At 54.1% G+C, this 19,289-nt stretch carries 20 protein-coding genes; 14 read left to right on the forward strand and 6 right to left on the reverse strand.

Features of this window, described 5'->3' with window-relative positions; translation table 11 throughout:
• The first annotated feature begins 4 nt into the window (after positions 1 to 4).
• The 6 genes from K0J45_RS01285 to K0J45_RS01310 all read left to right on the forward strand — a co-directional run bounded on the left by K0J45_RS01285 (position 5) and on the right by K0J45_RS01310 (position 6,653).
• Positions 5 to 3,043, forward strand: coding sequence for a molybdopterin dinucleotide binding domain-containing protein (locus tag K0J45_RS01285; RefSeq protein WP_220043932.1), 3,039 nt, complete (start codon positions 5 to 7; stop codon positions 3,041 to 3,043).
• Between the two features lie 171 nt (positions 3,044 to 3,214).
• On the forward strand, positions 3,215 to 3,799 hold the full coding sequence (locus tag K0J45_RS01290) for a hypothetical protein (protein ID WP_220043933.1): 585 nt from the start codon (positions 3,215 to 3,217) through the stop codon (positions 3,797 to 3,799).
• Positions 3,800 to 4,304: 505 nt separating this feature from the next.
• Positions 4,305 to 4,631 (forward strand): hypothetical protein, encoded by a 327-nt coding sequence (locus tag K0J45_RS01295; protein WP_258406739.1) that lies wholly within the window; start codon positions 4,305 to 4,307, stop codon positions 4,629 to 4,631.
• Positions 4,632 to 4,675: 44 nt separating this feature from the next.
• Positions 4,676 to 5,233 (forward strand): ribosomal protein S5-alanine N-acetyltransferase, encoded by a 558-nt coding sequence (gene rimJ, locus K0J45_RS01300; RefSeq protein ID WP_220043935.1) that lies wholly within the window; start codon positions 4,676 to 4,678, stop codon positions 5,231 to 5,233.
• A 694-nt stretch (positions 5,234 to 5,927) separates the two neighbouring features.
• Complete coding sequence (locus tag K0J45_RS01305; RefSeq protein ID WP_220043936.1) at positions 5,928 to 6,311, forward strand: hypothetical protein; 384 nt, start codon at positions 5,928 to 5,930, stop codon at positions 6,309 to 6,311.
• Between the two features lie 39 nt (positions 6,312 to 6,350).
• Positions 6,351 to 6,653, forward strand: a complete 303-nt coding sequence (locus K0J45_RS01310) for a hypothetical protein (RefSeq protein WP_220043937.1) — start codon at positions 6,351 to 6,353, stop codon at positions 6,651 to 6,653.
• Between the two features lie 508 nt (positions 6,654 to 7,161).
• Here the strand turns inward: K0J45_RS01310 and K0J45_RS01315 are convergent.
• From K0J45_RS01315 to K0J45_RS01330, 4 genes are all read right to left on the reverse strand, one after another.
• Positions 7,162 to 7,740, reverse strand: a complete 579-nt coding sequence (locus K0J45_RS01315) for a lipid-binding SYLF domain-containing protein (RefSeq protein WP_011864062.1) — start codon at positions 7,738 to 7,740, stop codon at positions 7,162 to 7,164.
• A gap of 144 nt (positions 7,741 to 7,884) precedes the next feature.
• A complete protein-coding gene (locus K0J45_RS01320; protein WP_220043938.1) occupies positions 7,885 to 9,963 on the reverse strand; it encodes a S9 family peptidase in 2,079 nt (692 codons plus the stop codon).
• Positions 9,964 to 10,064: 101 nt separating this feature from the next.
• Entirely contained in the window at positions 10,065 to 10,952 is an 888-nt protein-coding gene (locus K0J45_RS01325) for a hypothetical protein (RefSeq protein WP_220043939.1), read from the reverse strand.
• 173 nt (positions 10,953 to 11,125) lie between these two features.
• Entirely contained in the window at positions 11,126 to 11,527 is a 402-nt protein-coding gene (locus K0J45_RS01330; RefSeq protein ID WP_434086946.1) for a nitrous oxide-stimulated promoter family protein, read from the reverse strand.
• A gap of 322 nt (positions 11,528 to 11,849) precedes the next feature.
• Here K0J45_RS01330 and K0J45_RS01335 point away from each other — a divergent pair, with 322 nt between their 5' ends.
• From K0J45_RS01335 to K0J45_RS01365, 7 genes are all read left to right on the forward strand, one after another.
• Positions 11,850 to 12,668, forward strand: coding sequence for a hypothetical protein (locus K0J45_RS01335; RefSeq protein ID WP_220043940.1), 819 nt, complete (start codon positions 11,850 to 11,852; stop codon positions 12,666 to 12,668).
• 279 nt (positions 12,669 to 12,947) lie between these two features.
• Complete coding sequence (locus tag K0J45_RS01340; protein ID WP_258406740.1) at positions 12,948 to 13,352, forward strand: hypothetical protein; 405 nt, start codon at positions 12,948 to 12,950, stop codon at positions 13,350 to 13,352.
• A 17-nt stretch (positions 13,353 to 13,369) separates the two neighbouring features.
• Entirely contained in the window at positions 13,370 to 14,824 is a 1,455-nt protein-coding gene (locus tag K0J45_RS01345) for a protein adenylyltransferase SelO (protein WP_220043941.1), read from the forward strand.
• Positions 14,825 to 14,894: 70 nt separating this feature from the next.
• Positions 14,895 to 15,200, forward strand: coding sequence for a DUF3630 family protein (locus K0J45_RS01350; protein WP_144203871.1), 306 nt, complete (start codon positions 14,895 to 14,897; stop codon positions 15,198 to 15,200).
• A complete protein-coding gene (locus K0J45_RS01355) occupies positions 15,197 to 16,198 on the forward strand; it encodes a serine/threonine protein kinase (protein WP_286670307.1) in 1,002 nt (333 codons plus the stop codon). Before K0J45_RS01350 ends, K0J45_RS01355 begins: the two co-directional genes overlap by 4 nt.
• Positions 16,199 to 16,327: 129 nt before the next feature.
• On the forward strand, positions 16,328 to 16,939 hold the full coding sequence (locus tag K0J45_RS01360; RefSeq protein ID WP_011864071.1) for a thiol:disulfide interchange protein DsbA/DsbL: 612 nt from the start codon (positions 16,328 to 16,330) through the stop codon (positions 16,937 to 16,939).
• 338 nt (positions 16,940 to 17,277) lie between these two features.
• Positions 17,278 to 17,490 carry a DUF1107 domain-containing protein gene (locus K0J45_RS01365; RefSeq protein WP_011864072.1) on the forward strand — a complete coding sequence of 71 codons (213 nt, stop codon included), beginning with the start codon at positions 17,278 to 17,280 and terminating at the stop codon, positions 17,488 to 17,490.
• Between the two features lie 82 nt (positions 17,491 to 17,572).
• Here K0J45_RS01365 and K0J45_RS01370 read toward each other — a convergent pair whose 3' ends face one another.
• Together K0J45_RS01370 and K0J45_RS01375 are read right to left on the reverse strand one after the other, a co-directional pair.
• Entirely contained in the window at positions 17,573 to 17,779 is a 207-nt protein-coding gene (locus K0J45_RS01370; RefSeq protein ID WP_011864073.1) for a cell division protein ZapB, read from the reverse strand.
• A 186-nt stretch (positions 17,780 to 17,965) separates the two neighbouring features.
• Entirely contained in the window at positions 17,966 to 18,247 is a 282-nt protein-coding gene (locus K0J45_RS01375; protein ID WP_220043942.1) for a Rho-binding antiterminator, read from the reverse strand.
• Between the two features lie 96 nt (positions 18,248 to 18,343).
• Here K0J45_RS01375 and K0J45_RS01380 point away from each other — a divergent pair, with 96 nt between their 5' ends.
• Complete coding sequence (locus tag K0J45_RS01380) at positions 18,344 to 19,231, forward strand: DUF1223 domain-containing protein (RefSeq protein WP_220043943.1); 888 nt, start codon at positions 18,344 to 18,346, stop codon at positions 19,229 to 19,231.
• The last annotated feature ends 58 nt before the right edge of the window (positions 19,232 to 19,289 follow it).

Genomic DNA, 19,289 nt, shown 5'->3' on the forward strand with positions numbered 1-19,289 from the left:
AAAGATGGATAGACGTAAATTTTTAACTCAGGCCGGTCTGGTATCTGCCGCGACCATCACAGGCGCGGGCTGTAGCCGAGTGGTTGCCGAGTCAGAGCCTAAGAAGACCCAGGACATTTCACGCTTTGGCCATCCCGTGGCGGCAGAGGGGGGCTTCGACGCCCAGGGCAAATGGCAAAAGACGGCAGGAGTGCGCACTGCCTATTCCCGTTGCTTTAGCTGTTACAACATCTGCGGCCTCAGGGTGCGTATCGATGAGAAGACAGACAGAGTCTTGAAGGTGGGGGGCAACCCTTATTGTGAAAATAACTCCGGCTCGCCGCTGCCGCTGAGTACCGAAGTGAAACAGAGTTATATCGCCATGGCGGGCGAGGCGGGGCTAAAGAATCGCGCCACCACCTGTGCCAAGGGAGCAAGCTGTGTCGATTCGGTGGACGATGAGCGCCGCGTGACTCAGGTGCTGAAACGCGCGGGCAAGCGCGGTAGTGGTGAGTGGGTCACCATCAGCTATGAGCAGGCACTCAAGGAGATCATCGAGGGGGGCGATCTCTTTGGCGAAGGCCATGTCGATGGCCTGCGCGCCATTCGTCAGCTGGATCAAGAGGTAAAGCCGGGCCATAGCGAATTTGGCAGTAAAGCGAATCAGCTGTTTGCCACCTTCTGCGCAGAAGATTATTTGCGCGGAAGTTTCTATTCTCGCTTCATGATGCAGTCATGGGGCACAGTGAACCTGGGAACTAAACACGCCTACTGCGGCGCCGCCCAGGCCACAGGTTTCGCATTGGGTTTATCACCCGAGTTTGAAGAGTGGCTTAACGATGTCGACTGGGAAAACGTTGAGTACGGCCTGTTTATGGGCACCAGCCCTGGCTCATCGGGTGTGAGCCTGAACCGCGTCGGTCGTGGCCTGGCCAACAGTCGGGTGGATCGTGGCTTTAAATATGTGTGTGTCGATCCCCTGCTGCGTACCACTGTCGCCGCCGATACCAATGCCACCTGGCTACCGGTCAAACCCGGTCAGGATACGTCCTTCTCCTTCGGGGTGATCCGCACCATGCTCGAGGAGCAGTGGTTTAACAAGGCACACCTGGAAAATCCAAGCCAGAAGGCGGCCGAGGCCGCAGGTGAGCTTAACTACACCAATGCCGGTCACCTGGTGGTTATGGATCCTAAGCATCCCGATTATCGCAAGTTTGCCAAGGCGAAAGATTTCGGTCTGGGCGGCGACGAGGCGCTGATCATCAAGTCGGGCACGCAGACCTTAGTGTCGGCGGAGTCAGGCGACAAGGCCGAGTTGTTTGTCAGTAAACGTGTCACCGACAGCCATGGTCGTAAGGTAACCCTGATCTCCTCTCTCTATCTGCTGCGCACCGAGGCGCAGCGTACCAGCATGGAGGAGTATGCCAATCGCTGTGGTATCTCGATTAAAGAGATGCGTCAGGTGGCGAAAGATCTGGCGCACTATGGCCGCAAGGCCTGTGTGGCGGGCAGTACGGGCACCAATGCGGCGGATGGTTTCGTGATGGGCTGGCTCTGGGCGACGCTTAATACCCTGGTGGGCTCCCACGACGCCAAGGGTGGATCTATCTATGGCAACGGCCCCATCGGCGGCATGGAAGGTCTGTACGATCTGGCCAACATCGAAGGCGGCGTGTCGTTGGACGGTATCGTCAATGCCTGTCGCGATGGCGCCTATGAGGCCTCGACCGAATATCGTCTAAAGGTGGAGCAGGGCAAGAACCCTTATCCCGCCAGCACCCCTTGGCATGAGTTGCTGCCCGCCATGAACGCGGCTGAGCAGTGGACCAGCCATGCTAATAATGATCCTTATCAGGCGAAGGCGTTAATCACCTGGCGTAACAACTTCCTCTACAGCGCGGCATCGGTTAGTCAGGAGGTGGTGGCCAGCATTGCCGATCCTAAGCGACTGCCGCTGGTGGTGGGGATCGACTGCCACATGAACGAGACCAACCGCTATGCCGACTACCTGATCCCGGACCGCTCCATGCTCGAAGAGTATGCGGCGGATCGCATGTGGGGCTCCTTTAAGTTAGGTGTGGTAGCCGGCTCGCCTGTGGTGACCCCGAGAACCGACAAGAATGAGGCCGGTCAGCACATTTGTATGGAGCAGTTCCTGATCGACATCGCCCTCAAGCTCAACTTGCCTGGTTTCGGTAAGGGCGCCCTGGCGACCAGTGATGGTCGCAAGGTGGACCTGTTAACCTTCGAGGATTGGCACGCCAGATACCTGGCCAACGTGGCGGCGCAGTGTGAATACCTGCCTAAGGTGACCGAGGAAGATCGTCTCTGGGCCGGGTTGGATTATGCCATGAAGCCTTTGACGCCAAGGCTCACCGCCGACGAGGCCGCCAAGGTCGAGGCCCTGCTGTCACGCGGTGGTTACTACCTGGACGATGATCGTTATGAAGGCGACTTCATCAAGGGCGCCGGGCCTAAATGTATGCAGATCTATCATCAGGAGGTGGCGCAGCTGCGTCATGCCTACTCGGGTGAATTCTACCCGGGCACGCCGACCCTGCAGGAACATAAGTTCTGGAATGGTGATACCTGGGAGAGCCATTGGCCCCAGAGCGAGTACCCTCTGTTGTTCTCCAGCTACAAGGCGACGGTGCGCTCAAACTTTGCGGCGGCCTTTAAGCGGATCGGTGAGATCAGTCCCACCAACTTCGTATATATGCACACAGATACCGCCAAGACTCAGGGGCTGAAGGATGGCGATAGCGTGCGCATAGTGACTGCTAACGGCAAGCCCTGCGTCGGCACCCTGCAGACAGATATGGGGGTCGCCAAGGGGGCAATCTGTGTCTCCCATGGCTTTGGTCATAGCGAGGGCTTTGGCGGTGACGATCGTATCATCAACGGCGAGAAGTTAGCGGGGATCGCCAGTCGCGCCGGCGGCACGGCGGTGAACCAGATGATCCCAGCGGATCCGACTCGTAACGGCGCCGCCAGTATGCTCAACGACTACTGGACCGGGGCCAACTGCCGTCACGGCATTCCGGTGCGGGTGGAGAAAGCCTAATCCTTGAATCGAATCATTAACCAAGCATAGTTTTAACCATAGCTTTTCTAAACATAGTTATCCTGTAAACCTTTCCCCCGTCGCCTCGGCTTCGGGGGCTTTTTTTATTCAGCTTCAATTTATCTCTTCGTGCTAGTGTGAAGGTTCAATTTGATGGAGCATAAAAAGAAGATGACTAAATCCTTATCACTATCTCTTGGCGCTAGTTTTTCCCTATTGTTAGCCGCCCCTGCAATGGCGACCACGACCGAGCAGAGTCAATTTTTCGATGCGATTGCCGCCCATTGCGGCCAGGCCTTCGAGGGCAAGGTGACAGCGGGCAACAGCGCCGACTCGGCTTTCTCAGGCAAGCGTCTGGTAATGCATGTGCGCGAGTGCAGCGACAGCGAGCTCAAGGTGCCGTTTCATGTGGGTGAGGATCACTCCCGCACCTGGGTGATCACCAAGACAGACACAGGACTGCGTCTCAAACACGACCACAGACATCAAGATGGCAGCGAAGACAAGGTCACCATGTATGGCGGCGACACCCAAGATGGCGGCAGCGCCGAGCTGCAATCCTTCCCGGTCGATGCCTACTCTATCGACAACTTCAAACAAAATGGACTGACCCAATCGGTCACCAATGTGTGGCACATGGGGATCACCGAAAGCCAGTTTATCTATCGCCTCACCCGAGAGAATCGCGACTTTAAGGTGACGTTTGATCTGACCAAGCCGGTTGCCTTGCCGCCTGCTCCATGGGGGCATGAGTAACTTCTTTTTTTCGACGTTTAGCGTCTGGCTGAGTGGGTATTTGGTAGGTTTTTGAAGGTCAAACCTTCTCTGATACCTAGCGCCTGCACCGGCGGAAGCTGGTTCTTTAGGCTTTGTAGCCTCTGGATGCATTTGGCATTTGATGAATTTTTGAAGGTCTAACCTTCTCAGATATCTAGCGCCTGCCCGGCGAGGGATGTGCAAGCACTCTTTTGGCTCGCTGTGAATATATCCCTATACGCTCCACGGCGACGTCCTGTCGCCGAGGGCCAAAAGTGTGCTTACACTAGGTATCCATCGTCTCTTCGATTTAGCGGTTTTTGTTGCCGTTGCGGATTAAGTTTTACTGGTTTCGGTAGAGGGTAAGCGGTGTGCAGGTTTGTGGGTGTTGTGCTTGCAAAGGGGGGGGAGAGGAGTAAGCTGGTGGGCCATCTGCATGGGGTTGGGTGGTCGCCCTTATCTCATCTTGCCAAGGATTGCGTCCCTCGTTTCGCATAAGGACATAATGAATACGCTGTTTACCTACATCAAGGCTATCCATCATCAAGCGAGTGATGTGGCCATCATAGATAAGCTCACTAAAACAAATCGTTATTTCGATGATGGTGTGCAGATCAATGAAGAAGAGACGAGTTATCGCTTCGATAATGACGTGGTGATACGCCACCGGGTCGAGCGTGACAATGCGCCGAGCGAGCTCTTGTGCGAAGAGTGCTGGATAAGCTATGAGGTGATCGATAGCGCGCAGTACTCTATAACCCCCTGCCGAAAGACTTTCCACAACGCCTGCCAGGAAAGCTTCTGGTTAAAGATGCAGGCGAGCATCGCCTAACCACACTAGGCTTTAGTGTTTCCCTCTTTGAGTAAGACTCTCCCATGACGACTGAATTGACTACCGAGCGCACCCGCATCCGCCTCTTGGAAGGTCACGAAGCTCAGATGCTGCTGCGATACTATCTTGAAAACCGTGAACATCTGGCCCCCTGGGAGCCTGAACGACGCGACGATTTCTTCACGCTTGCCCATGTCCAATCTGTCGTGGCTGAGAATACCCGCCTGTATAAGGCGGGACTCGCCTTTAGATTCGCCATCCTGAATCGAGAGCAGACTGAGATCATAGGGCTGTGCAATATCACCAACCTGGTGATGGGGGTATTCAAGGCGGCGAACCTCGGCTATTCGGTCGCCGAGCGCTATCAGGGGCAGGGCTACATGAGCGAGGCGCTGCGGGCGTTACTCGACTTCGTTTTCGACGAGGTTGGGCTGAATCGCGTGATGGCCAACTACATGCCGCACAATGTAAGCAGCGCCCGCTTGCTTGCGAGGTTGGGATTTGAGCGTGAAGGGTATGCTAAGGCCTATCTTAAAATCGCCGGCCAGTGGCAGGATCATGTTTTGACCGCCAAGTTGAATCCCAATCGGGATAAAGTTTAGGAGGTTTTGTCTCTGCGCTAGCATCCGCTGGAATTCTTGTTTGGCGCGATAAAGGGGTCCCGTTAAATGGTTTGGATTGTTGCTTCTGACTGTATTTGATAGGGTTTTGAAGGTCGAACCTTCATTGGTATCTATCGCCTGCCCGGCGGGGGATGGATTTTTAGGCTTTGTAGCCTCTGAGAGCATTTGGTATTTGATGGGGGTTTGAAGGCTGATCCTTCAATGCTATCTATCGCCTGCCCGGCGGGGGATGTGCAAGCACTCTTTTGGCACGCTGTGAATATGTCCTTATACGCTTCACGGCGGCGTCCATGCCGCCGAGAGCCAAAAGCGTGCTTACACCTGTATCTAAACGTCTCTTCGATTTGACTGTGTTTAGTGTGATGAGGGAACCAAAAGCTTGCCATCGACTATTACTCTGTAGCAGTCAATACGATTAGTTTTATATAACTCTAACCTGTGCGTGGTAGTTACACCATTGTCGTAATCTGTAATTTCGATAACCCTACGAAGCTCAGGAGTGCGTTGAACCGACACATCCCCCTGTTCGCGTTGTGCTGAGTCAGTATTTACTTTACTGTATGATTTACGGTGATTTTTTTGATTCTTACTACTGTGTCTATAATTGCTTGGTCTCCTACCTTACAGGTAGCGTACTTTGTAAGGTCTCGCTAATAAGTTGTTATAACTCTTTATGAAATGGATTCTCTTAATACTTCTGATTGGATTGATTCGGGGCATCTTGCTTCCTGATTACAGGTGGGCGCCAAATATATGGCTAATTCCGTTTGTTACACCGGTAGCTTTGTCAGCATTGGCCGTTTATCTGGCTAGCACAAAGCGCCTTGGTAAAGGCATTGCTATAACTACATCTCTGTTGTCGCTATTGATGTCTACCGGTATAGGTGTGCTGGTCTATGGAGGGGCTGTTGGTTGGCAATATGTCACTGAAGATACTGAGTCACAGGCAGTTTTCTTGGGTACTATCGGTATACAACTGATCACATACATCGTTGCCACATTGTTATTTAGTTACTTGGCAACTGGTTATAATAAGCAAAGGCAGCGGATGCAGTAAACTGCGCCGCTGCTTTGAGCGTTAAGTGTCTAATCGAGTATGGAAGATATCATCCAAGAAATAGGAGTAGATGAGAAAGGGAGGCTTTACGTAAAGCCCTCGCATGCAACTTTTCCAATGATATATCGTGAAGCCATGGAGGTTCACTGGAGCAATGAGTACTGTTACCTTTATGGCGCTAAGCCACGTAAGTGGGGTTATCTTGAGTGGTTTCAACAAATAATTAGGGCTGCATCAGAGCAAGGCTGCAAGCTCGTGGTTCCGCAAAATGTTTCCTGGGTTAATGTCCAGGGTGATTTGCAAAAGCAAATAATGGGTGAGCATTGTGCCAACAACACTTAACAAGTTTTTGTTGTCGCCGCTGCGCGGCTGGGACAGCCTACACGCCGCTTCGCTCTGTTCCGGCTATCTTAAAGCAAGGCGTTAGCCGATATAAATCTTCACTCGATAGCCATTAATTAGAACTAAAAAACTAACTTGGAAATGTCCAAAAGTGATTTTGCTTTTGACTTTCCTGTCAGGTTCAAAAGCGGTTATATCGAAGAGATGGAAAACTTGGTGTAGGTGCGTCTGAGGCCTTCGGCAGCATGGATGCTGCCGTAGAGCGCCCAGGGATGCCTCTTGTATAACAAAAAGTCAGCGTGCCTCAGAAGTACCTGCACGAATGGCTTGCCGCAGGCAATAAGTTCACCATGAAGCTATGGCTTCAAACTCCCTTCATAAACCCCTAAGCAGGTCGACGCTTCACTCTGAGCAAACCAATCTGCCGTAATGGCCTATCAGCTTATTAAAGTTGTCCCGGGGGCCGGGAAGAAAGGAGGGAGCCATCTGACTCCCTACCAGATGCCCGCTATTTGGGTTCAAAAGTAAAAGACTGCCCGGCCAGTGCGGCTTCATACATCAGGCCACCCTTGGCGGCGGTGAAGATTGCCATGCCGTTGATGTAGGCGGCGCTGGCGGCCTTGTTGGCACCCGAGTGGCCTGCGCCCGCGGAGTTACCTGTGGTACCCACCTGGGCATTGGCGCCGACATTGATGGCGACAGCCGAGGCGGTCGCGCCAAACTCGAAGCTTCCGCTGGTAAACTCTTGATAAGCTTTGGCATCTTTGAAGAAGATGATCTCGCTGTAGGCCTGTCCGCCGAGCTGGAAGCCAATGGACAGCTGGGTCAGGCTGGAGTCGCCGGTGTGGGCACCGCCCTTGTAGACACGGCCCTTACCGTAGGCGGCGCCTATGCCTATGCCGCCCTTGCCGACGGTGGGAAAGATGGCGTAGCCATAGGCGGAGTTAAAGAACTTCTGGGTGTCCGGGGCTTTCTTGAAGTTGGCGATCGCCTCGCTGTAGCTGTCGGCGGCGAGCGTCATGGGGGACGTCAATAATCCCAATGCCACACAACAGCTTAGAATTAAGGTAGACAGATACTTATGCATGATGACCTCCATCGATTTGGATGGTTTTAGCATAGTTCGACTGGTTAAGAATGAAAACGGCCATTGATGAAAAAAGCGCCAAAATTGGCGCTTTTTCGATTGATGTCAGCTCGGGTTCAGCTAACGAATGGCCTTACGGAAATGTTACTTAGCTTCGTCCATCTGCTTACCCAGCACATAGTGCTCGAACCACTGCTTGTCCCAGTCCATCTTGGCCTGTCTGTGCTGGTACTTGCTCAGACCATGGCCCTCACCCGGATAAACCACCAATTCGACCGGCACGTTCAGGTAGTGCTTCAGGGCGCGGTAGAGGCCCTGGGCATGACCCAGTGGCACGCGCTGATCGTTTTCGCCTATGTGGATCAGGGTCGGTGTCTTGATCTTGTCGGCATGGGTCAGCGACGAGCCGTGGGTGTAGGCCTCTGGCTTCTCCCAGGGCAGACCCTGCATGAAGTTGATCACATGGCCTGGAGTGTCCTCTAGCATCCACTGCAGACGCTGGTCGAATACGCCGGCCCCGGAGCTCGCGGCCTTGAAGCGATTGGTGGTGCTGATGAGGGCGTTGGTGAGGTAGCCGCCGTTACTCCAGCCCATCACCGCCATCTTGTCACCGTCGGCGATGCCCTGTTTGATCAGATGATCGACACCGGCCATGATGTCGGCCACCTCGATCTCATGCTCCTGGCCCACCAAGTCCGTGAGGAACTTGTCGCCATAGCCGGTAGAGCCGCGGTAGTTAGGCGAGAGTAGCGCCCAGCCGTTGGCGGTAAAGGTGGAGCGGCCGTAGGATCTGTGTTGCAGCGCGTATGGCGTGGCCGAGGTCGGACCGCCGTGGATCTGCACGATCAGCGGCAGCGGGCCGTCGCTCTTCTTATAACCTGCGGGCAGATCCAGGATCCCCTCCACCTGGCTGCCGTCCGGCGCCGTCCATTTCACTATCGAGATCTCCGGCAGGATCCAGCTGTCGGTCTGCGGGTTGATGTTGGTCAGGCGCTTGTACTTGGCCTTCTTGCTGGCGGCGTCGGCGATGAAGAGGTCGCTGAAATGATCCAGGCCGTTGTGGCTGAAGGCCAGTTTCTTACCATTGTGGGTGAAGCTATAGCTGCCCATTACCAGATCGCCTGCCAGTACAGTGCGGGTGTCGCCTTGTGCCTGGTTATCTATCTCGCTACAGAAGAGTTTGACCCTGGCGTGGTCGTAGCCGCGATAGCAGAGCTCGTCGCTGCTTGGTCGCCAATGGATGTCGCTCGAGTTGAAGGTGACATCAGCCTCTGTCTTCACCTGAATTAGCTTGGCCTTGTCGTCCTGTGGCTTGGCCACAAACAGCTTGCCCGGGTGGCCATCGAAGTCGATACGAAACGCCAGGCGTTGGTTGTCTTCATGCCAGGCCAGGCCCAGTAGCCAGCCATAAGGCGAGGGCGCCTGTTCGCGCCAGGCACTGTCTTCCAGCACCTTGTTCTGCTGTGACTGGGTGTTGAATACCTCTATGTTTGACCAGCCTTCCAGGTTGACCAGTTCGTTGTCCTGGGTGGTGATACGGGCGATCTGACTGGCGTCCTGGTTGACGCTGAAGTTCCACACCACCTTGTCATCGTCCAGCACCAGGCTCTGTTGGTAGTGGTCGAGATCTAGCTTGTAGAGAGGGTTGGTGGTGACCTTGCCGTGACCATACTTAGGTGTGCCGTGTTTGGCTCTTACCTTGGCCCAGATATCTTTGTCTGTAGTGCTCTTGTTGGTGAGGAAGTAGAGGCTCTTGCCATCTTGGCTGAGCTGGAACTGTTTTACTCCTTCGGCTTCCTTGGTGACTGGGACGGCCTCTGTGCTGCCCAGGTTGATTCTGAACACCTGAGCCTTGCCGTTGTAGGGCGCCTTGTTGTCTTCGCGGCTCTGCTTGACCAGATAATAGATTGCGCTGCCATCCGGGCTCCACTGAGGGCTGGATTCGCTCTCGTTGGTGAAGGTGAGGCGGTTGGTCTTGCGTGACTTGGTATCGATGAGCCAGAGATCTTTCTGCGCCTTGTCCAGCTCCTTGTCCCAGCGGGACTCTAGCCAGAGTGCATGTTTGCCATCTGGACTGAGCTGAACATTGCCCATGTTGCCTATGGTGAAAAAGTCATCCGTGGTGATCTGGTGAGTACGCTCGGCGGCCAATACGCCGCTGCTCAGTCCCATGGCGCCCGCACAGATCGCCGCCAACGCGGTGAGTTGATATCCCCTTCCCATCTTGATCCCTTCTCTAGTGATTGCTTGAGTAATTCTTGTTAATTGAGGTGGTTAAGCCCGGATACATTAACGCAAAACCGCTTAGGTATAAATTGAGTTAATTATTTTTTGTCGGATTGCAGCAGTTGTTGCAGATAATTGAGCTCTTCGGCGTTCAGCAGCTGACGGCTGCTGTTTGGACGCGCCTGGGCTTGCAGGTCGGGAGAAAGACGTCCCCTGAGATAGGCAGACATGGTGATCTGCTTGAGCCCATAGAGGGCCAGCAGGTAGAGGCTGAGGAGCAGAAACAGTCGGGTGCTCGCCTGAGCCGCCAGGCTGACCTTATCCCCCAGCAGGTAGGGCAGTATGACTAATCCCATACGCACCAGCCAGTTGGTCAACATGGCTAGCGTCAGCGCCAGCAGCCATCTGAACTTGATATCCTTGAGACTGTCCTGATGGGCGCGGTGAGCCCGTCCCTTGAAGCGGCGCAGCAGGCGCAAGATGGCGTAGAAATAGAGACTGGTCTGCAGCACCAGCAGCAGGGGCAGTACAGTACCCAGTAGGGTGACATGGTTAAACTGGGTCACTCTGCTGGTCGAGACCAGCTGGCGCATCTCACCGCTCAGCAGCGCGCTGAGGCCTATCACCAGCACCAGGGCGATGGCGGGGATGAAGTGGCGCGACAGGCCGATAGAACCCTTGATGTCATGCAGGCTGCGATAGCAATAGAGATACAGCATGGGCATCAGCAGGAAATAGGCCGGGATCAGCAGGATAAACAGCTGTTGCAGCGGCAGGGGCGAGTTGTCTCTGTTGAGCAGGCCGGTAAGAAAGTAGAGGGCCAGCAGGCTGAAGATGGCGCCGAGCAGCTTGTGGTTGTCGTTGCGGTCACGGTACAGATACCTGAGGTAGAGTCCCAGGCCGATACAGTGCAGGCCGCCCAGCAAAGAGAGCCACCAGTATCCTTCGAATAACAAGCCGTGAGAGTGCGTATCCATAGTGCTCATTGTTGACGCAAAATGGCCGGCGAGGCAAGCGTGAGGTGGGATTTCGAGGCGAAATGCCATCAAGGGTTAAGGCGCTGATCTCAGCTTGGAAATAACGGGTTAACCCAAAGTGAATTTTGGGCCTTATTGGCGCGACTAAACGCCGAACCGATTCTGCTGGAATCAACCCAGATCTAAGAGGAGGGTTTCTGCTCCTTGGCCAGACGCAGGTGGCGGTTAGACGCCGCTGCGGGGGGCTTGCCCGGCACAGGGCCGCGTTCGGCCCACAGATGACGTATCGCCATGATGGGGTGGGGCAGCAGCATGCGCGGACCGGAATAGATCATTATCTCTCTCGCCTTGGCCTTCGGCTCAGGCTTGTAGCAATGCACGGGACACTTGTTGCAGGTGGGTTTGTCCTGACCATAGGGGCAGCGGTCCAGCCTGGTGTGGGCATATTCGAGAAACTCGCTGCATTCTGGGCAGTTGGCCACATCGCCCTTGGCTTTGCAGTGGTCTTTGCAATAGATATGTACCATGGCGGCGATGGTCTTAAACTCTCGCAGCAGCTTACCACTTAGGATCTCTTGGCTCATGATATATCCGACTTCTTTACTGGGTTATAGCTAGCCTAGCCCGAGGCGAACGGGAACACAAAAGCAAGCGGCGAAATTATGAAGATGCGCACAAAATGACACTTTTAGTCTGTGCCGTCCGCCGCTGAAAATGACGGCAGAAAAGGCCATTTTTACCCCCTAAGCATGATTTTCACGGCTGTTTTTGATACCCGAGCGAAAAAGAGGTATAAATATTTGATTTATAGCAAGAGAATCGACTAATAATATCGGTTAATATCTAGACATATTTACGATATGAAAATGCCTGATACTGGGCGCGATTAATCAACGGTGGATGATAATGAAATATATAGCCATTATTTTGCTGGTAGCGGTGGGCGTTTACCTGTACAAACGAGCGCAGCGACTGGCACAGGAAGAGCAACAAGCAACCCAGAAACCGGTTGAGAAGGTGGTATCAGGCGAGGCCGTGAATGTGCCTGGCCAAGAAGCGGATCAGGAAGCGGAAAAGGTGGTTTCGACCCCAGCCGATGAGGGCGTGACCTTCGAACCAGTCGAGCCCGCTGAGGCAGAGGCTGTTGAAGAAACTGTTGTCGAGCCCGTTGAGACAGCTGCCGTCGAAGAGACTGTCGTAGAAGTGGCCGAAGAGAAGAAACCGACCGAGGCAGTACTTGAGGTTGAACAAGCTCCCGAGCAGCTTGCTGAAGAGCCAGAGCCAGAGCCAGAGCCAGAGCCAGAGCCAGAGCCAGAGCCAGCCTTCAAGATGCTGGCGGTGACCGACGAGTCATGGGCGAATGACAAGCTGAGCGCGTCTTTAGCCCAATATCGTGCCGAACCAGAGGCCGAAGGTAAGCATGTGGCGCTGCTACAGGCGATCGCCGAGTGTTACAAGCAGCGTAAGCAGGAAGAGTACCGCGAATATGGCGCAGCGCTGTCGCCATATTATCAATCGCTGTTTGCGGCACTGCCAGCCCCTACCAAGGAGAAGGGTGTCGGCTTCATGCACCTGGCCACCCTGCTTAACGACTGTGGTGACTTCGATGGTGCCATCGCAATCTGCCAGGCGGCTATAGGTTATGGCCTCTCAGACGGTACGGTTACCGGTTTCGAGGGACGTATCACTCGCATCGAGAAGGCCAAGGCGAAGGCGCAGGCCTGATCTTAGCCCCGGCAGTAATCTACTGCATCGCGGCGAATAGCCGTGTAAACTAGTCAAGCAATACTAAAGAGGCGATCTGAGTGTCGCCTTTTTTATGTCTGGAACATTTATGTCATTTTCCCAAGGATGGAAAGAAAATGACGTTATGTCTGGAACATTTATGCCCTATCCGCAGGATGACTGGTAAGAGTTCCAGGGATGGAAAGGAAATGGCGTTATGTCCGGAATATTTGTGCCCCATCCGCAGGATGACTGGAGAGTGTCGGGGATGGACAGAATATGACGTTATATCCGGAACCTTTATGTCTCTGGTCCCAGGGCCATATTGGCCTTGGTTTAGGTTGGACAATCTGTGGTGAACAGGAGATCAAAATGCGCAGCATGATGGCTTTCGCGGCGTTACTATTAACTATGACGGCTTGTACCCAGGTGCCACAATGGACCCTCTTCTATTATCCCGATGCGGCGCCGGGTGAATCCGCCGAGGCGCTGGCGAGTCAAGGTGAGCTGGACCAGCACATCAGTGGTTACTATCAGCAGCTGGATCAGTGCCTGGCAAAGGGCGCCGGTATGGTGAAGCTGAGTCAGACGGATAGCGGCAGTTATCTGTGCGGTGAACTATGTCAGCGCAACGAGGCGGGTGAGCTTAAGTGCCAACGCCTGGAAACTCTGGCAAGCCAGTAAAGCATAAGAGTAAGTCAATGAAGTTTAAGCAAGACTATTTCGAGCAGCTAAGCGGGTTTTATTCTCAGGTGACCCCTCAGGGGCTACCGCGCCCGCAGTGGTTGGCCTGGAGCGAAGATGCCGCCAGGCTGATCGGTCTCGAGCAGCCAAATGAAGACTTACTGCAGGGGCTGGCGGGCAATCAGGCGATCCCGGGTGCCAGCTATTATGCTCAGGTCTATAGCGGTCATCAGTTTGGTGGCTACTCGCCTCAACTTGGCGACGGCCGCTCCATTATACTCGGTGAGGCCGAGGGCCCGCAGGGTTACTGGGATGTGGCGCTAAAAGGCGCAGGCATGACTCCCTATTCCCGCCATGGCGACGGCCGCGCCGTAATGCGCAGCGCGGTGCGCGAGTTTCTGATATCCGAGGCGCTGCATCATCTCAATATCCCCACGACACGGGCCCTGGCGGTGATCGGCTCTGACCTGCCTGTATGGCGTGAGACTCAGGAGACGGCGGCCATTACCGTGCGTCTGGCCAAGAGCCATATCCGCTTCGGTCATTTTGAGTTTTTCTGCCACAGCGAACAGGGCAGCAAGGATAAGCTCAAGCAGCTGCTTGACTTTACCCTGAGCCAGCACTATCCCGAGTTGAGCCGTGACCAGGCTGGCTACATCGCCTGGTTTAACCGTGTGGTGGCCGATACCGCCAAGTTGATCGCCCATTGGCAGGCCGTCGGCTTCGCCCATGGGGTGATGAACACAGACAACATGTCGATCCTCGGCGATAGCTTCGATTTCGGCCCCTTCGCCTTCCTCGATACCTTCGAGGAGGACTTTATCTGTAACCATTCAGATCCCAATGGTCGCTATGCCTTCGGTCAGCAGCCGGGGGTCGGCCTGTGGAACCTGCAGCGTTTGGCCCAGGCTTTAGTGCCGATTATCGCCTCGGACGATCTAATCGCCGCTCTCAATACCTACCAGCATCATCTGGTGCAGGCCTATCTGGTCTTGATGCGCGATAAGTTGGGCATCAAGTTGGTAGAGTCGGCAGGCAGCGAGCAAGACGAGGCCGACCTGCAGCTGATCGGCGGCTTTACCCAGCTGATGGAGGCCAACCGTCTGGATCACACCAATACCTGGCGTCGCTTTGCGCAGCTGGATCCAAACAGCCAACATTCGTCTCTGAGGGATGATTTTATCGATCTCGCCGGTTTTGATACTTGGTATCAGGCCTATCGAGAGCGTTTGGGGCTGGTGGGTGATGTGGCCAGCTGGCAGGCGGCGCGGGCACAGGTGAATCCTAAGTATGTGCTGCGCAACTATCTGGCCCAGGAGGCGATTATCGCCTGTGAAGAGGGCAATACCCAGCCGCTGGCCGATCTGCACCAGCTGCTGACACGCCCCTTCGACGAGCAGCCGGAGAAGGAAGCTTACGCCAAGCGCCCACCCGAGTGGGGACAGGGACTTATCATGTCCTGTAGCAGCTAGCCGCTTAAGATAACCGCGCGTGGGCCTAAAAGAATCAGTTTGAAGAGGCAGGGAGAACCCTGAGTAAGTTATGAATCAAGAGTTGAAGATCAGCGCCATTAAGGTCGAGCCCCAGGCCAAGAGCCTGTCGATTCTGGCCGATGTGGATTTTGACCGCTTCGATCCTTTTGCCGAGGCGCTCGTTAAGGCGCTGGATTGCCGGGTGATCGAGCGTCACTGGGGCGCGGATAGGCATCAGTGGCTGCTGGAATTCGAGGGCAGCCTGTTGCAGTTAAACTATGAGTTTTATGGCGATGTCTGCTGGCTGTCGGTGGAGCGCGACGATGAGGTCGAGGTGCTCGTCTATCTGGCCAGCCTATTGGAGTCACAGCTATGACAGAATCGATGCAAGGGGCGGGGTTTCATTTTCAGGCCTTGACCCCGGATCTCATCCTGGATTCCATAGAGTCTGTGGGTATCTATCCCGAGACAGGGCTGCTGGCGCTCAATAGTTATGAGAACCGCGTCTATCAGTTTCGCTGCGATCTGGGGCGACGCTATGTGGTGAAGTTCTATCGCCCCGAGCGTTGGAGTAATGAGCAGATCCAGGAGGAGCACGACTTCTGCGCCGAGCTGGTGGAGGAGGAGATCCCCGTGGCGGCGCCGGTGATCATCGAGGGACGCTCACTGCAGGAATATCAGGGTTATCGCTTCGCGCTGTTTCCCTCCATGGGTGGGCGCGCCTTCGAGGTGGATAACCTGGAGCAGCTTGAGGAGGTGGGACATTTCATCGGCCGTATTCATCAGATGGCCAAGCGTCGTCCCTTTGTGCATCGTCAGACCCTGACCCCAAAATTGTTGGGCGATGAGTCTCTTGAGTGGCTCAAGGGCTCAGATCATGTGTCGCCTAGCCTTGAGACCGCCTATTTCACCATAGTGGAGCAGGTGCTGGAGAAGGCGAAAGCCATCTGGCATCAGTATCCCACCGAGGCGATCCGCCTGCATGGGGATCTGCACCCCAGCAATATCCTCTGGACCCCGGATGGTCCGGGCTTCGTGGACCTGGATGATGCCAAGATGGGGCCCGCGGTGCAGGATATCTGGATGATGCTCTCTGGCGAGCGCTCGCACCAGACCCTGCAGCTTGAGGTGTTGCTCGAGGCCTACGAGGAGTTTTGCGACTTCGATAATCGCCAGCTGCATCTTATCGAGTCGCTGCGGGCGATGCGCATGCTGCATTACAACGCCTGGTTGAGCCGCCGCTGGCAGGACCCCGCCTTTCCGATGCATTTCCCCTGGTATGGCGAGGAGAAATATTGGGAGCAGCAGATCCTGGCCTTCAAGGAGCAGCTGGCCAAGTTAGATGAGCCGCCGATCACCCTGATCCCCTATTAGTCAGGGCTAATTTGGCTGTAATTTGTAACAGAAAAATGAACTTATCCGCTTGAGGTGGACTCCAAACCACTTTAAGGTATGGTCAATCTTTTTGTCATAGTGGTGCTGAGGCACTGTTAAGGAAGCATAATGAAGAAAGCGTTATTGGTAGCACTGGCACTCTTAGTTGCCCCTATGGCGGCACTGGCCGCCGACTACAAAGAGGGAGTTCATTACACAGTGATCAACGATGGCCCAGCTACGGCTAAGCCTGAGATCGCCGAGTTTTTCTCTTTCTACTGCCCACATTGCTACAACTTTGCCAAGACTCAGGTGCCTAAGATCAAGGCTAACCTGCCAGAAGGCGTGGTATTTAAGCAGAACCATGTTGAATTTATCGGTCGTGAAATGGGCCCAGAGATGTCTCGTGCCTTCGCCGTAGCGAATCAGCTGAAGGTTGAAGACAAGATGGAACACGCGCTGTTTGCCGCTATCCACGACAAGAAGCAACGTTTCGTTAGCCGCGACGATATTCGTCAGCTGTTCATCGCCAATGGCGTAGATGGCAAAGATTTCGATGCCGCCGCGAACTCTTTCATGGTGAGTGCGCAGATGGCGCAGATGAAGCGTGCAACCGAGAATGCCAAGCTGTCTGGCGTACCAGCCCTGGTTGTGAACGGCAAGTACCGTGTCGAGACTGGTGCGATTAAGTCTTACGACGAGTTGCTACAGATCGCTTACTACCTGACTAGCTTGAAGTAATCGGCAGTCGGTTATCGAAAGGGGCTTAAGCCCCTTTTTTGTTGCCCAGAATAAAAAAAAACCGTATTCCCGGTCGCTTTGGAAATACGGTTATTGAGCTAAAAAGCTCTATTTACCCTGAGTAACTGCTCCAATCTACCAGTGTGTCAAAAATTTGGCAAGTGCCAATTTTTATTTTGCCTAGTCTATTAGTCTGATAGACAAGGTAAATTTTTAGCACTATGGCGCGCGGGTCAAATTTCGCGAAAAAAATGCTCAGAAAATTGAAACTAACATGGTAAAAGACCTGTCGAATCTAAGTATAAAAATAAGAACGCAGAGTCTTGCTTGGAGGTCTCATGAGAGTTTTTCCTGTCTACGCACCGAAATTGATTGTCAAACATGCCCGAATCTTTGTTTCAGGGGTGATCTGGGTGAAAGACCTGGGACGATTAGAGTTCGAGAAAGGAAAATTTTTGCTGCCGCGTCAGAGCTTGCCTCAGGTAAAACGCGCCATCATGGAATTGAATGAAATGATTGAGCACCAACATAACGAGGCGAAGACGGCTTAGGTCTTCGCGCATCGAACGCGCTTATCATAAGAGCTTCAGGCTCCTTGTATAAGCGCCTCTCTTCTGAAGTTAGTCGCTAAGGTTATTCGCTAACTTCGTCGTTCAGCAGACCCACAAGCCCGGTGACTTTCTCGTTCCAAGAGGTGAGATCTTGGCTCAGCTGTTGGTTCTGTTCGTTCAGGGTATGGTTCTTCTGCTTCTCTTCTTCAAGCTCCATTTTCAGTAGCTCAATGGTTTCGAGTGCCGCTTGGATTTTTGTCTCCAGCTTGGACAGTAGTTCAAGGCTCATGGGGAGGTCCTAATAGTTTCTGGATGGTGCTTCGATTCTATCAGTGCGGCTATCTGAGTGAATAGCTAATTCGTGCTAAATGTCTAAAAATCCATCTATATATGGATTAAACATTGTTTATTTCGTCGGCGCGGCGAGCATCCTACCTTAAAGGGCCTGTAGCCGACCCGTCGGCGAGCTCTGCCGTTAATCTACTTGTGACTTGTCTGCCGGTGCGATCACCACACGATCGAATGCCGCGCCCTGGGTTAAGGGCGTGATGGCCTGAATATGATCCAGGCGGATCGCCTGCTCGCCCGCCTCGTTTCTCACGGTCAGGTACTCGCTCTTATCCGCCTGGGTGGTGAGTGTGATGGCGGTGGCCCTAATCTCCCCTGTCGAGGTCTCTATTAACAGCTGATAACCCCTGATGCAGGCCAGCTCTAGGTGGTCGTGAACATGACAGTCTATGATGCGGTAGGGTTGCATAGGATTTCCTTAGGTTAAAGCGCGCGTCCATGAACGTAAACGGCGCGGCGCCGGGTCTATTGAGTAGACATATTTCATCTTGGAGGAGAAGCCGCCTTGAGTAAAGTCGCCCTCTTGGTCATGTTGAGCCTGTTGGCTCATCCCGCTTTTGCGGCTCAGACACTGACGCAGTTTCATAAGCGCAGTGGTGAGCAGCAACCTCTGGTGGTCGAGCTGTTTACCTCCCAAGGCTGTAGCAGCTGTCCGCCGATGGAGCGATGGCTCTCGGGATTCAAACAAGAGACCGACCTCTGGCACTATTATTTCCCGCTGGCGTTTCATGTGACCTACTGGAACTACCTCGGCTGGAAAGATCCCTTCGCTAAACGCGCCTTCAGTCAGCGCCAGTATGATTACCTCAACAGTAAGGGGATTTCCCAGGTCTATACCCCGCAGCTGGTGATTAATGGCCGTGAGTGGCGCCCTGGCGGGCAGGCGCTGCAGCCCGATGAGTCCGATAAGCGAGCGATAGTGGGCAGATTAAGTCTGACCATAACGGGGCAAGAGTTCACGGCCAGCTTCGACAGCCGGTTGCCGAGCAATCAAGGGCTCACCCTGCATCTTGCCTTGCTGGGCAGCGAGCTGACGACTCGGGTGGGTCGGGGAGAGAACAGAGGTAAACACCTGGTGGAAGACTTTGTGGTCTTGAGCCACAGGCGTTATTCGGCGTTAGCTAGCCAGCCCCTAAATGACCAGGTCTTGCTTGAACAGGCATCATTTAAACAGGCATCAGTTGAACAGGGCTCGGCTAAACAGGCTTTGGCTGGACAGGCTTTGACTGGAAAGAGTTGGGATAAACAGACCGTCACCTTTAGCGGGAGCATTGAGCCGCTCGTTAAGGCGGATAATGCGCCTAAGCGTTTGGCCTGGGTGGCCTGGATCGAACAAGAGCATATCCCCTTGCAGGCCGTGGGTGATTGGCTGCTGGTCGAGGAAGCTGATTGAGTGGCAGAATTAGCGAACATCACCCAATAAAAAAGCCCCTTGCGGGGCTTTCTCATAA

The sequence above is a fragment of the Shewanella alkalitolerans genome (assembly GCF_019457575.1).
GTDB lineage: Bacteria > Pseudomonadota > Gammaproteobacteria > Enterobacterales > Shewanellaceae > Shewanella > Shewanella loihica.